Annotated in this window: 10 protein-coding genes; 1 reads left to right on the top strand and 9 read right to left on the bottom strand. The window is 70.6% G+C overall.

The annotated features are described in order from the left end of the window. Positions 1–146 precede the first annotated feature (146 nt). Positions 147–2,021 (bottom strand): translation elongation factor 4, encoded by a 1,875-nt coding sequence (gene lepA, locus OO70_RS26445; RefSeq protein ID WP_043676464.1) that lies wholly within the window; start codon positions 2,019–2,021, stop codon positions 147–149. Between the two features lie 300 nt (positions 2,022–2,321). Here lepA and rpsT point away from each other — a divergent pair, with 300 nt between their 5' ends. Then, entirely contained in the window at positions 2,322–2,588 is a 267-nt protein-coding gene (gene rpsT, locus OO70_RS26440) for a 30S ribosomal protein S20 (RefSeq protein ID WP_043676462.1), read from the top strand. A 198-nt stretch (positions 2,589–2,786) separates the two neighbouring features. Here the strand turns inward: rpsT and holA are convergent, their stop codons facing one another. The 8 genes from holA to leuS all read right to left on the bottom strand — a co-directional run bounded on the left by holA (position 2,787) and on the right by leuS (position 13,931). After that, the gene (gene holA / locus OO70_RS26435; protein WP_199827407.1) at positions 2,787–3,776 is read right to left on the bottom strand and encodes a DNA polymerase III subunit delta; all 990 of its coding nucleotides are present in this window, start codon (positions 3,774–3,776) and stop codon (positions 2,787–2,789) included. Positions 3,777–3,928: 152 nt separating this feature from the next. Beyond that, the gene (locus OO70_RS26430) at positions 3,929–4,174 is read right to left on the bottom strand and encodes a hypothetical protein (protein ID WP_078651559.1); all 246 of its coding nucleotides are present in this window, start codon (positions 4,172–4,174) and stop codon (positions 3,929–3,931) included. A 48-nt stretch (positions 4,175–4,222) separates the two neighbouring features. Continuing rightward, positions 4,223–5,077: an arylamine N-acetyltransferase family protein gene (locus OO70_RS26425; RefSeq protein WP_043676456.1), complete on the bottom strand. Its 855-nt coding sequence runs from the start codon at positions 5,075–5,077 to the stop codon at positions 4,223–4,225. 41 nt (positions 5,078–5,118) lie between these two features. Further along, the gene (locus OO70_RS26420) at positions 5,119–7,737 is read right to left on the bottom strand and encodes a ComEC/Rec2 family competence protein (protein ID WP_043676454.1); all 2,619 of its coding nucleotides are present in this window, start codon (positions 7,735–7,737) and stop codon (positions 5,119–5,121) included. Between the two features lie 86 nt (positions 7,738–7,823). Then, entirely contained in the window at positions 7,824–9,071 is a 1,248-nt protein-coding gene (locus OO70_RS55450; RefSeq protein ID WP_043676742.1) for a ComEA family DNA-binding protein, read from the bottom strand. Positions 9,072–9,223: 152 nt separating this feature from the next. After that, on the bottom strand, positions 9,224–10,069 hold the full coding sequence (locus tag OO70_RS26410) for a DegV family protein (RefSeq protein WP_043676452.1): 846 nt from the start codon (positions 10,067–10,069) through the stop codon (positions 9,224–9,226). 108 nt (positions 10,070–10,177) lie between these two features. Beyond that, positions 10,178–10,909 carry a hypothetical protein gene (locus OO70_RS26405; RefSeq protein WP_043676449.1) on the bottom strand — a complete coding sequence of 244 codons (732 nt, stop codon included), beginning with the start codon at positions 10,907–10,909 and terminating at the stop codon, positions 10,178–10,180. Positions 10,910–11,051: 142 nt separating this feature from the next. Continuing rightward, the gene (gene leuS / locus OO70_RS26400) at positions 11,052–13,931 is read right to left on the bottom strand and encodes a leucine--tRNA ligase (RefSeq protein WP_043676447.1); all 2,880 of its coding nucleotides are present in this window, start codon (positions 13,929–13,931) and stop codon (positions 11,052–11,054) included. Between the last annotated feature and the right edge of the window lie 214 nt (positions 13,932–14,145).

Genomic DNA, 14,145 nt, shown 5'->3' with positions numbered 1-14,145 from the left:
CCGGTGCGTAAGGGGCGGCGGACCGTCACTTCCTACAGAGCCATGACCACTTCGTACAGAGCCAAGACTTAGGGCCCGCCGCGCAAAAGCGCAACGGGCCCCTGGAATCACCGGGTGCCGTCCCGGAATTTCGGTGTATAGGGCCGCTACTTCTTGCCCTTGCCGCTGCCGGCGTTGTCGTCGCTGGACAGCACCGCGATGAAGGCCTCCTGGGGAACCTCCACGGAACCCACCATCTTCATCCGCTTCTTGCCCTCCTTCTGCTTCTCCAGCAGCTTCCGCTTCCGGGAGATGTCACCGCCGTAGCACTTGGCGAGGACGTCCTTGCGGATGGCGCGGATCGTCTCGCGGGCGATGACCCGGGAGCCGATGGCGGCCTGGATGGGCACCTCGAAGGCCTGCCGCGGGATCAGCTCCCGCAGCTTGGCGACCAGCCGCACGCCGTACGCGTACGCCGCGTCCTTGTGCGTGATCGCCGAGAAGGCGTCCACCTTGTCGCCGTGCAGCAGGATGTCGACCTTGACCAGGCTGGAGTCGACCTCGCCGGTGGGCTCGTAGTCGAGCGAGGCGTAGCCGCGGGTCTTGGACTTCAGCTGGTCGAAGAAGTCGAAGACGATCTCCGCGAGGGGGAGCGTGTAGCGGATCTCGACCCGGTCCTCGGAGAGGTAGTCCATGCCGAGCAGGGTGCCGCGCCGGGTCTGGCACAGCTCCATGATCGAGCCGATGAACTCCGACGGCGCGAGGATCGTCGCGCGCACGACGGGCTCGTAGACCTTGTCGATCTTCCCCTCGGGGAACTCGCTCGGGTTGGTGACGACGTGCTCGCTGCCGTCCTCCATCTCGACCCGGTACACCACGTTCGGTGCGGTCGCGATGAGGTCGAGCCCGAACTCGCGCTCCAGCCGCTCCCGGATCACGTCCAGGTGCAGCAGCCCGAGGAAACCGACGCGGAAGCCGAAGCCCAGTGCGGCCGAGGTCTCCGGCTCGTAGACGAGCGCGGCGTCGTTGAGCTGGAGCTTGTCTAGGGCCTCGCGCAGCTCCGGGTAGTCGGACCCGTCCAGCGGATACAGGCCCGAGAAGACCATGGGCTTGGGGTCCTTGTAACCGCCGAGCGCCTCGGTCGCGCCCTGGTGCAGGGTGGTGATCGTGTCACCGACCTTGGACTGCCGGACGTCCTTCACACCGGTGATCAGATAGCCGACCTCGCCGACACCGAGGCCGTCCGCACCGAGCATCTCCGGCGAGTTCGTCCCGATCTCCAGCAGCTCGTGCGTGGCGTTCGTGGACATCATCCGGATCTTCTCGCGCTTGGTGAGGAGTCCGTCGATGACCCTGATGTAGGTCACGACACCGCGGTAGGAGTCGTAGACCGAGTCGAAGATCATGGCGCGGGCGGGCGCGTCCGCGTTCCCGACGGGCGCCGGGACCTCCTTGACGACCTTGTTCAGCAGCGCGTCGACACCGAGCCCGGTCTTCGCGGAGACCCTGAGAACGTCCTCGGGGTCACAGCCGACCAGGTTCGCCAGCTCCTCCGCGAACTTCTCGGGCTGCGCGGCCGGCAGGTCGATCTTGTTCAGTACGGGGATGATCGTGAGGTCGTTCTCCATCGCCAGGTAGAGGTTGGCGAGGGTCTGGGCCTCGATACCCTGGGCGGCGTCCACGAGCAGCACGCAACCCTCGCAGGCGGCGAGCGACCGCGAGACCTCGTACGTGAAGTCGACGTGTCCCGGGGTGTCGATCATGTTGAGGATGTGCGTACTGCCCTCGTCGGCCCCCTCGGTGGGAGCCCATGGCAGACGAACCGCCTGGGACTTGATCGTGATGCCGCGCTCGCGCTCGATGTCCATGCGGTCGAGGTACTGAGCACGCATCTGCCGCTGGTCGACCACTCCGGTCAGCTGGAGCATCCGGTCGGCGAGCGTGGACTTGCCGTGGTCGATGTGCGCGATGATGCAGAAATTGCGGATCAACGCCGGGTCGGTACGGCTCGGCTCGGGCACATGGCTGGGGATCGCGGGCACGCAGGGTCCTGATTCTTGAGGCGTCCGCAGTGTCTGCGGTCTCGGGTCGGATCGATACGTAGGCTCCATCGTCCCACGCGTGGGAGGTGCGGTCCGGTTTGGGCCGGTGCGAGAGGTTCGCCGGAGGCCTCCCGGACGCCTCTCGAGGACCGGTTTGGGTGGGCCGGTGGGCGGCTGGTAGCCTGGGTAGCTGTGTCTCATGCCCTCTCTTGCACGAATTCGGGCGCGGGACGCACCCCAAGAAAAATCATCGGCCCGGGACCCGTGCGGCCCCGTGCCAGAACCTGCAAAGGCTCATTCGTGGCGAACATCAAGTCCCAGATCAAGCGGATCAAGACCAACGAGAAGGCTCGGCTGCGCAACAAGGCCGTCAAGTCCTCCCTGAAGACCGCGATCCGCAAGGCCCGTGAGGCAGCTGCCGCGGGTGACGTCGAGAAGGCCACCGAGTACCAGCGCGCTGCCGCGCGTCAGCTCGACAAGGCCGTCGCCAAGGGCGTCATCCACAAGAACCAGGCCGCCAACAAGAAGTCGGCGCTTGCTTCCAAGGTCACCGCGCTCAAGGGCTGATCCTCCCGCACTCGACTCGGCCCGCATCACACAGGCCGGGACCAGTAGCAATCCACCGTGAGGACACGTCGAGCCCTCTACCTCGATTCACGGACAGACATCGTGGTCGCCACGCCACGTACAGTGCCCCCGGACCCACTTCGGGGGCATTGCTGTGTCCGCCCCGCCCCTAGGTGGCACCGAGGCGCCGGGGGTCTGCTACGACTGTCCCCGCGACCGAGCCGCCCGGGCGATCGTGACGACCGCCTTCTCCAACGCGTACTCCGGATCGTCCCCCCCGCCCTTCACTCCCGCGTCCGCCTCGGCCACCGCCCGCAGCGCGACGGAGACCGCGTCCGGTGTCCACCCCCGCATCTGCTGCCGCACCCGGTCGATCTTCCACGGCGGCATCCCCAGCTCCCGCGCCAGATCCGCAGGCCGCCCCCCGCGCGCGGACGACAGCTTCCCGATCGCCCGCACCCCCTGCGCCAACGCGCTGGTGATCAGCACCGGCGCCACCCCGGTGGACAACGACCACCGCAGCGCCTCCAGCGCCTCCGCCGCCCGCCCTTCGACGGCCCGGTCCGCGACGGTGAAGCTCGACGCCTCGGCCCGCCCCGTGTAGTACCGCCCGACGATCGCCTCGTCGATGGTCCCCTCGACATCGGCGACCAACTGGGAGACGGCGGACGCCAGCTCCCGCAGATCGCTGCCGATGGAGTCGACGAGCGCCTGGCAGGCCTCCGGCGTGGCCGATCTCCCGGTCGCCCGGAACTCACCCCGCACGAAGGCCAGCCGGTCCGCCGGCTTCGTCATCTTCGGGCAGGCCACCTCCCGCGCCCCCGCCTTGCGCGCGGCATCGAGCAACCCTTTGCCCTTGACCCCGCCCGCGTGCAACAACACCAAGGTGATCTCCTCGGCGGGCGCGTCGAGATACCCCTTCACATCCTTGATGGTGTCCGCGGACAGATCCTGCGCATTGCGTACGACCACGACCTTGCGCTCCGCGAAGAGCGACGGACTGGTCAACTCGGCGAGCGTGCCGGGCTGCAACTGGTCCGAGGTCAGGTCACGTACGTCCGTGTCGGCGTCGGCGGCCCTGGCGGCGGCCACCACCTCCTGCACGGCACGGTCGAGCAGGAGGTCCTCCTGGCCCACGGCAAGCGTCACCGGGGCGAGAGGGTCGTCATTAGCAGTCTTCCTGGCCATCTCGTAAAGCATCGCACGCACCACTGACACTCCGGATACGAGCGGGGGTGCGGGTGAGGAACCGGGGAGTGCGGGTGGGGCGCCGGGGGCGTGCTGATGAGGTGCGGGCGGGGTGCGATCGCGAGTCCGGCAACGGGCCCGGCGGCCGTTCGTTACGGCTCCTCGCGCCAGCCCTCCCACTCCCCCGCGAACGCGTCCAGCTCCCCGGGATCGAGCCGCCCGTCCTCGTCGCACAGCAAGAGAAGCCACTGCGCGTCCTCGGCATCGTCCTCACCGGCCAGCGCGTCCCGCACCAACCGCGGCTCCTCGTCGAGCGCGAACCGCTCCCCGATCACCTCCGCCGCCTCCTGAGCCGCATCACGGTCGGGCAGCACCAGCACATGTCTCACATCACTCACGCGGCCATTTTCCGGTACGGCCGCGGGCTCGCGCGCACTCACCCAGGACTACGCGGGCGTGCGCACCGCCGGAACCTCCCCCAGCTCGATCCCGAACCGCTCCCGGTACACCGCCAACACCTCCTCGTCCGTGGCCAGTTCGCGTACGTCCCGCGTCCCGTCCGCCGCCGTCTCGGTCAGACCGCGCCCGCTGAGCGTGATCCTCCCGCCGTCGTCCGTGAGCCGTGAGCAGACCAGTGACCGGGTGAAGTGCGACGCGGGCGAGGTGCTGTGCCACCACGCTCCGGCCACGAAGTCACCGAGCACCCGGGGCCGTACCTCCAAGCGGTACTCGAGCGCTCCGTTCCGGATCACGTCCAGATCCGCGTCCAGATCCAGGTCCGCCGCCGCCCGCGAACCCGCTCCGGCCGCATCCGGTCCCAACGCGGCAACCCTGAACGTGCCGCCGGGATCCTTCTGTTCACCCCGTTCCTCATAGGCCAGCGGATAGTGACTGTGCGTCCCGAACCCCACGTCGGCCAGCCAAGCGCCCTCGCCCTCGTCATCGCCCCCGTCCACCGTCCGCACCCGCAGCGCGAGATGGTCGTACGGAATCCCCAGGCGTCCCTCGTCCCCGTACACCCGCGCCGCGAGCAGCGTGACCTCGAAGCCCAGCGCGGTGAGCAACGCGCCGAACAGTCCGTTCAGTTCGTAGCAGAACCCTCCCCTGCCCGCGCCCACCACCTTGTCCAGCAGCCGCTTCTCCTCCAGCACGATCTCCTCTCCCAAGTGAACCGACAGATTCTCGAAGGGCACGGTCTGCAGATGGCGCAGATGCAGCTCGCGCAGGACATCGACAGTGGGCCGCGCCGGGCGCTGGACTCCCAGCCGGCGGAGATAGGCATCAACCTGTGCGGGATTCATACCCCCAGTCTCGCGCCGCCCGCGGCACAACGCTGCTGAGGTCAGTCCCGTGTCACCTGGAGCCCGTCTCCCTCGCCTCCCACCGCCAGCGCCCCGTCCACGTCCGTCCGCAGGACCACCGCGCCCATGGCCCGCAGCGCCGCGACCGTGCTCGGGGCCGGGTGCCCGTAGACGTTGTGCTCACCGCAGGAGATCAGCGCCAGCCGTGGAGCCACTCTGCGTATCAGGTCCGGATCCTGATACGCAGAGCCGTGATGGGCGACCTTGAGTACGTCCACCCCTCCCAGCAGACCGGCCGCCGGTGACCTCAACAGCTCCTGCTGGGCCGGGGGTTCGAGGTCCCCGAGCAGCAGCAGACGCAGCCCGGCCGTCCGTACCAGCAGGGCGACGCTGGCGTCGTTCGGCCCGTCCGGGTCCGGCGCCGGGCGCGGTGGGGGCCACAGCACGTGCCAGGAGAGCGGACCGGTGCGTCGCTGTTCCCCGGCCACGGCCCGGGTGATGGGGATGTGCCGCTCCGCCGCCGCTCTCCGTACGAACTCGACCTGTTCCGCGGGCTCTTCGAAGGACGTCGTCTCGATGGCGCCCACCGAACGGCCCCGCAGCACCCCGGGCAGTCCCGCCACATGGTCGGCGTGAAAGTGGGTGAGGACGACGAGCGGAATCCTGGTGATGCCGAGCGTGCGCAGACACTGGTCGACCAGCTTCGGATCGGGTCCGGCGTCCACCACCACGCCGGCGCCCTTGCCCGCCGCGAGCACCGTCGCGTCACCCTGCCCGACATCGCACATCGCGAACCGCCAGTCCGGCGGCGGCCATCCCGTGATCACCCGGGTGAGCGGCGCCGGCGCCACCACGACCAGCAGCAGAAGCAGCCCGCAGACACCGCACAGCCAGGGATGCCTCAACAGCCGTCGCCCGACCAGCACGAGGGCCGCGACGGCCACGGCGAGCAGCAGCGCCCCGGTCCAACTGCCCGGCCAGTCCACTCCCCCACCGGGCAGCGCCGCGCCGGTCCGCGCGACGTCCGCGATCCACCCGGCGGGCCAACTCGCGCCCCAGGCAAGGACCTTGGCCACCGGCATCGCCAGCGGTGCCGTCGCCAGCGCCGCGAAGCCCAGCACCGTGGCCGGTGCGACGGCGATCTCCGCGAGCAGATTGCACGGCACCGCCACCAGACTGACCCGCGCCGACAGCACGGCCACGACCGGCGCGCACAGCGCCTGCGCGGCGGCAGCGGCGGCCAGCGCCTCGGCCAGCCGTGGCGGAACCCGGTGTCGCCGCAGCGTCTCGCACCAGCGTGGCGCGAGCGTGAGCAGGGCGCCGGTGGCCAGCACGGAGAGCAGGAAGCCGTAACTGCGGGCCAGCCAGGGGTCGTAGAGCACCAGGAGCAGTACGGCCGTCGCCAGGGCCGGGAGCAGTGATCTGCGGCGCCCGGTCGCCAGGGCGAGCAGCGCGACGGCTCCGCAGGCCGCGGCCCGCAGCACGCTCGGGTCGGGCCGACAAACGATGACGAATCCGAGCGTGAGCACTCCACCGAGCAGGGCCGTCGCCCTGAGGGAGATTCCCAAACGCGGTGCCAGACCCCGGCGTTCGATGTGTTGGGCGAGTCCGGGTGGTCCGATGAGGAGGGCGAGCAGGATGGTGAGGTTGCTTCCGGAGACGGCGAGGGTGTGCGCCAGGTCCGTCTCCTTGAACGCCTCGTCCAGCTCGGGTGTGATGCGTGCGGTGTCCCCGACGACCAGTCCCGGCAGCAGGGCCCGCGCGTCCGCCGGCAGCCCTTCGGTGGCCTCGCGCAGCCCGGCCCGCAACCGCCCCGCGAACCGCTGTGCTCCGGTCGGCTCCCCCACCATCTCCGGCACCGGCTGGTTCCGCACCCGCAGCACGGCCGCGACCCGGTCCCCGCTCGTCAGCGAGGGCGCCAACCGCGCGGTCACCTTCACTCGCGTCGAGGGCAGCAGCCCGAGCCAGGGCGAATGCTCCGGCCCACCACCGGAACCCCGTGCCCCGCCGAACCTTCCCGCTCCCTTGCCGGACGAGCCCGGATCGACGATCAGCAACACCGGCGCCCGCGTCTCCACGGCCGTCCCGTCCGTCTCCTCCACCCGTCGCACCTCGGCCTCGATCAGCACGGAGACCGGAGCCGCGTGGTCCCCGCTGATCCGGGGCCGGGTCAGCCGCGGATCGGAACCGACCTCCACCTCCGCGGTGACGGCCGCGTACTCCCGCGCCAGCCCGGGCACCGGCCCACGACGCAGATCGGCCCCGTGCAGCCCGGCGGAGGCGGCGGCCGCGGCGATGGAGAGAAGCAGCGCGGCGATCGAGGCTCGGGGCCATGCGGCCTGCCGCCATGTCGGTTCGAGGCGGGGTCCTTCCGGCGAGAGGGCAGGACTTGGGTCGGGTGAGGGGCCAGGGCGTGCGTCCGGCTCGGAGAAGCTACGGCTGCCGCCCGCCGCGCCACCCCGACGTCGCGTCACCAGTAGCAGCACGAGTGCCACCACCAGTGCTACGACGGCGACCCCGGTGACCCAGGCCGGCGACGCGTCCAGCGCCAGTGCCGCCGTCGCCCAGGCCGCGAGCGCGGGCGGTACGAGTCGTAGGTCTGCGGGCCCTTCCTGCTGAGGGTGTGCGGCACCCCGTCGACTCCCGGCGGCGGCATGCACATCTCGGCGAGGCGGCGAGAAGCCGTCGTCCTGCGCGGTACGGCGACGACGCGTCGCAGACTCGGGCGGATCGTCGTGGACGCGAATCATGGCTGCACCAGATCCCGCAGATCGGCGAAGCGGCGGTCGCCGATGCCGTTGACCTGGCGCAGCTCGTTCACCGAGCGGAAACCGCCGTGCTGGGTGCGGTAGTCGATGATGTGCTGGGCCAGCACCGGACCCACGCCGGGCAGGGAGTTGAGCTGGTCCGGGGTAGCCGTGTTGAGGGAGATCGGAACCGTCGGAGCCGCTCCCGCAGCGGCACCCACCGAGCCCACCGCCCCCGCGCTGTTCGCACCGCCCGCGCCGGGCATCGCCGCCGGTGCCGGACCGCCGACGACGATCTGCTCCCCGTCCACGAGGAACCGGGCGCGGTTGAGCCCGTCGGTGTTCGTGCCCGGGCGCACTCCCCCCGCCGCCCGCAGCGCATCGGTCACCCGCGAGCCGGCCGGAAGCCGATGCACCCCGGGCTCACGGACCTTGCCACTGACGTCCACGACGATCTCGGTCCCCGCCGCACTCGCAGCGCCCCGTACTCCGGCCGACGAAGCGCGCGACTCACCGTTTTTGCCCGCGGCCCCGCTCCCGTCCCCACCGCCGCCCGTATCCCCGTCCGCGTAGGGAGCCACCGCCCGCACCACCTCAGGGGCACGCACGGGTTGGGTCCGGCCCACCCAGAAATGCTGCACGGCAAAGACCGCGGCCACGACAAGCAGCACACCGAGCGCGACCGCACTCCGCCGCTCCAGCCCACACCGCGTCTGCACCCACACCGGCATCCGCTCCCGCAGAGCCATCCCGACCCGCTCCCGCCAGGGCGGGGCCACACGATCCCGCCCGACACCAGCCGCTCCGGTACCGCCGAGGTCTTCGAAATCTCCGGCATCACGGGCGTACGAGAAGACATCAGACTCCGGGGCAACTCCCGCCGACGGCTCCACCGGGACCGCCCGCTCCCCCAGCTCCGGAACAACCACAGGCGCCGTAAACCGAAGCCCCGACGCCCTCACGACAGGCGGAACAGGACGCCCCACCGCCTCAGTCACGGGTGGAGCATGACGCCCCCTACCTGCGGCCGCCGGCGAACGTGACTCCTCGCCATCCCCCGCACCCCGCTCCCCGCCCCGTTCAGCGAACAGCACCTCCGCGCGTCGCCGAAGTTCCTCCGCCGAAGCCTGCCGATGTGCCCGCCCCCGTGTCGGCAGGCGGCGATGCCGGGTGCGACCGTCGGAGGACGGGGCGCGGCCCGGGCCGCTGGTCGCGGTCGCTGTGCGTGAGCGTGATCGAAGTGCCATGCGCCGAGGATCGGACATGCGGCGACTTCGCGATGATCTTGGTCAATTCCCGGGGACGACCGCCCAGTTGTGGATAACTCCGTCACCCGCACGGGGGCCCAGCCTCAGCCGTGGAGCGCCTCCCCCGAAACCCCCGGCCCCGGTAAAGGCCGTCACCGCGGCGAAACCACAGCCCCCAGCAACCCAGGCCCCGTATGCGCCCCGATCACCGCCCCGACCTCACTCACATGCAGATCCGCCAGCCCAGGCACCCGCGCCCGCAACCGGTCCGCAAGAGCCGACGCCCGCTCAGGGGCGGAGAGATGGTGCACGGCGATGTCGACCTGCGCGCTGCCCGCCCGGTCGACCGCGAGTTCCTCGAGGCGGGCGATCGCCTTCGACGCCGTCCGTACCTTCTCCAGGAGTTCGATGCGCCCGCCCTCCAGCTGGAGCAGGGGCTTCACGGCGAGCGCGGAGCCCAACAGGGCCTGTGCCGCGCCGATACGGCCGCCCCGCCGCAGATAGTCGAGGGTGTCGACGTAGAAGTAGGCGGAGGTGCCCGCGGCCCGCTTCTCGGCGGCCGTGACGGCCTCGTCCACCGTGCCGCCCGCCTCCGCCGTCTCGGCCGCGGCGAGTGCGCAGAAGCCGAGGGCCATCGCGACCATCCCGGTGTCCACGACCCGCACCGGCACCGGTGCCTCACGCGCCGCGACGACCGCCGCGTCGTAGGTGCCGGAGAGTTCGGCGGAGAGGTGGAGGGAGACGATGCCGGTGGCGCCGGACTCGGCGACCCTGCGGTAGGTCTCCGCGAAGAGCTGCGGGCTGGGGCGTGAGGTGGTGACGGGGCGCCGCTTCTGCAGGGCCTGGGCCAGGGAGCGGGTCGAGATCTCGGTGCCCTCTTCGAGCGCCCGGTCACCGAGGACCACGGTCAGCGGCACCGCTGTGATGCCGTGGCGCTCCATCGTCAGCGGCGGCAGGTAGGCCGTTGAATCGGTGACGATCGCGACATGGCGGGACATGAGCTGGAGGTTACCTGCCGTGGCGGCCGGGCGGCAGCCCGACCCCTCTCACCTGGGCCGGAACCGGCCGAATCACCACGGGCCGGCGGACCGGGCCGTGCCGGCCGATCAAGTCGTGCTCTCCGGGCGGGGTTTCTTCTGCCAGGGGTAGGTCGGGCGCCGTCCCGGCGGGGTGATGGCCGACGGGGCAGGCTCCTCGGCGGCGGGACGGGAGCGCGGGGTCTCCGGCCAGGTCTGCTGGGTCGTCCTGGCGTCGGCGGGCGGGGCGTCGGGCCACGGGGGTGGCGCGTGCTCCGACTTCGTCCAGTGCCGCAGGGCGCCGGCCTCCATGTCTATCTGGGCGCTCAGCGCGTCCAGGTCGTCCTCCGCGAAGCGGCCGGCGCGGTCGCGGGCCGCCCAGCGCAGCGAGTCGGCCGATTTCGTGATGCGCTCGGTGCGCTCGCGCAGGGCGGGCAGCCGCTCGGCGAGCGTCCTTCGGTCCGGCTCGGACTCCAGTCGCCTGAGCTCGCCGTCGAGTTCGCGGCCGTGCGCGCTGAGCCGCTCGAAGAGGCCCAGGGACTCCTTGAGGGACTCGTCCTCGGTCACGCCCGCGTGCAGCGCGTCCTGGGTCGCGCGCATCGATGTCCGCAGTGCGAGCCGGAGTTGGGCCACCTGTCCCTGGGGTCCGGGCTGGGCGAAGGACTTGGCGCGCAGGGTGTGGTCCTCGACCGTGCGCCGGGCCTGCGCGACCGTGCGGTCGACGCCGCGCTTGGCCGCACCGACCGCCTTGACCGCCGCATAGCCGCCGACGACCACGAACAGCAGGAAGAGAAGGGCGAAGACTGCGATCACGGCTTCCAACGCTCCTCCACCGGCTCCGGGCGGCACACACCGCGCCGCTCTTCCACGGTAAACGCAACGGGCAGGTCCGGAGTTCCACCGGAACCCCGAACCTGCCCGTAGGGGACTACCCCGAGGCGATCACCTCGACCTCGTCGAAGGGCTACGCCGGAACGATGTTCACCAGCTTCGGCGCCCGCACGATGACCTTGCGGATGCCCGCGCCCTCCAGTGCGGCGACGACCTTCTCGTCGGCCAGCGCGACCTTCTCCAGTTCGGCGTCGGAGATGGTCGGCGAGACCTCCAGGCGCGCCTTGACCTTGCCCTTGATCTGCACGACGCAGGTCACGCTCTCGTCCACGACGTACGCCGGGTCGGCCACGGGGAAGTCCTGGTGGACGACCGTGTCGGTGCGGCCCAGCTTGCGCCACAGCTCCTCGGCGATGTGCGGGGCCAGCGGCGCGACCAGCAGCACCAGCGACTCGGCGACGGACCGCGGCACCGCGCCACCCGCCTTGGTCAGCTGGTTGTTCAGCTCGGTGATCTTGGCGATGGCCGTGTTGAAGCGCAGGCCCGCCAGGTCCTGACGCACCCCGTCGATCGCCTTGTGCAGGGCACGCAGCGTGTTCTCGTCGGGCTCGGTGTCGACGACCGTGACCTCGCCGGTCGTCTCGTCGACGACGTTGCGCCACAGCCGCTGCAGCAGCCGGTACTGGCCCACCACCGCGCGCGTGTCCCACGGCCGGGACACGTCCAGCGGGCCCATGGCCATCTCGTACAGGCGCAGGGTGTCGGCGCCGTACTCGGCACAGATCTCGTCCGGAGTGACCGCGTTCTTCAGGGACTTGCCCATCTTGCCCAGCAGCCGGGAGACCTTCTCGCCCTGGTAGTAGTAGGCGCCTTCGCGCTCCTCCACCTCGGCGGCCGGCACCGGGAAGCCCCGGCTGTCCCGGTAGACGTAGGCCTGGATCATGCCCTGGTTGAACAGCTTGTGGAACGGCTCCGGGGACGAGATGTGCCCCAGGTCGAACAGCACCTTGGACCAGAAGCGCGCGTACAGCAGGTGCAGTACGGCGTGCTCGGCGCCGCCGACGTACAGGTCGACGCCGCCGTGCGGCATGCCCGCGCGGGGGCCCATCCAGTACTGCTCGATGGCCGGGTCGACCAGCTTCTGGTCGTTGTGCGGGTCCAGGTAGCGCAACTCGTACCAGCACGAACCGGCCCAGTTCGGCATGGTGTTGGTCTCGCGGCGGTACTTCTGGGGGCCGCGGCCGTCGCCCAGGTCCAGGGTGACGGCGACCCAGTCCTCGTTGCGGGACAGGGGCGTCTCCGGGGACGTGTTCGCGTCGTCCGGGTCGAAGGTGCGCGGCGAGTAGTCGTCGACCTCCGGCAGCTCCAGGGGCAGCATCGACTCCGGCAGCGAGTGCGCGACGCCGTCCTCGTCGTAGACGATCGGGAAGGGCTCGCCCCAGTAGCGCTGGCGGCTGAACAGCCAGTCGCGCAGGCGGAAGTTGACGGTGCCCTCGCCGATGCCCTTGCGGGCCAGCCACTCCGTGATGCGGGCCTTGGCCTCGGCTACGGGCAGGCCGTCCAGGGAGATGTCGTTGTTCGAGGAGTTGATGATCTTCGCGTCGTACGACCCGAAGGCGTTCTCCCATGTCGACGTGTCGGTGCCGCGGCCGTCGGTCGGCTCGACGATGCAGATGATCGGCAGCTCGAAGGCGCGCGCGAAGTCGAAGTCGCGCTGGTCGCCCGCCGGTACGGCCATGATCGCGCCGGTGCCGTAGCCCATCAGTACGTAGTCGGCGATGAAGACAGGGATGCGGTCGCCGTTGACCGGGTTGGTCGCGAACGCGCCGGTGAAGACACCGGTCTTGTCCTTGGCCTCGGCCTGCCGCTCCACGTCGGACTTGGTGCCGGCCTGCGCGCGGTACGCGGCGACGGCCTCCACCGGGGTGGCGTGACCGCCGGTCCACACGTCGTGCGTGCCCTCGGGCCAGGCGGCCGGCGTGAACTTGTCGACCAGCGGGTGCTCGGGCGCCAGCACCATGTAGCTCGCGCCGAACAGGGTGTCCGGGCGCGTGGTGAAGACCGTGATGTGCTCGCCGTCGACGGGGAAGTCGACGCGGGCGCCCTCGGAGCGGCCGATCCAGTTGCGCTGCTGCAGCTTGATGGCCTCGGGCCAGTCCAGCTCCTCCAGGTCCGCCAGCAGCCGGTCGGCGTAGGCGGTGATGCGCATGTTCCACTGGCGCAGCTTGGCCTTGAAGACGGGGAAGTTGCCGCGCTCGGAGCGGCCGTCGGCGGTGACTTCCTCGTTGGCCAGGACGGTGCCCAGGCCGGGGCACCAGTTGACGGGCGCGTCGGAGGCGTACGCCAGGCGGAACTCGCCCAGGACGTCGGCGCGTTCGGTGGCGGTCAGCTCCTGCCACGCGCGCGTGTGCCCCGGTACGGCACGCTCACCGGACTCGAACTGGGCGATCAGCGCGGCGATCGGGCGGGCCTTGTCGGCCTCGTCGTCGTACCAGGAGTTGAAGATCTGCAGGAAGATCCACTGGGTCCACTTGTAGTACTCCGGGTCGATCGTGGCGAACGACCGGCGCTTGTCGTGACCCAGACCCAGCGCGCGCAGCTGGGACTTCATGTTGCTGATGGCCGCCACGGTGGTGATCCGGGGGTGCTCACCGGTCTGGACGGCGTGCTGCTCGGCCGGCAGACCGAAGGCGTCGAAGCCCAGGGTGTGCAGGACGTTGTGGCCGGTCATCCGCTGGAACCGGGCGAACACATCGGTGGCGATGTAGCCCAGGGGGTGGCCGACGTGCAGGCCCGTACCGGAGGGGTACGGGAACATGTCCATGATGAACTTCTTGGGCTTGGCGGCCAGCTCGGGGTCGCCCGCCAGGTCACCGCTCGGGTTCGGCGCCTCGTAGGTACCCTCGGCATCCCAGAAGTCCTGCCAGCGTGCCTCGATGTCCGCGGCCATGGCGGCCGTGTACCGGTGCGGGGCGACCACCTCGGCGGCGGCAGCGGGGTTCGTCTCGCTCATGATCCTCAAAGCTCCATCGATCGTCTCTGCCAGCGGCTGCGACATTCAGGGTGTGACATTCACCAAATGAAAAATCCCCTCGCACAGGAGGGGACGCCGCGCCGATTCCGACCTCACCGTTCACCGGTGGTCGGGACTGATCAGCGCGGCTCGCTAAGCAGAAGGCGTACGGCACGCATGGCATGAGGGTACCGCAGGGCTTGAGCACAACGCG

It is taken from the genome of Streptomyces xylophagus (assembly GCF_000716435.1).
In the GTDB taxonomy this organism is placed as follows: domain Bacteria; phylum Actinomycetota; class Actinomycetes; order Streptomycetales; family Streptomycetaceae; genus Streptomyces; species Streptomyces xylophagus.
The sequence above is the reverse complement of the archived record's forward strand: the minus strand, read 5'-3'. Positions and strand labels throughout refer to the sequence as shown.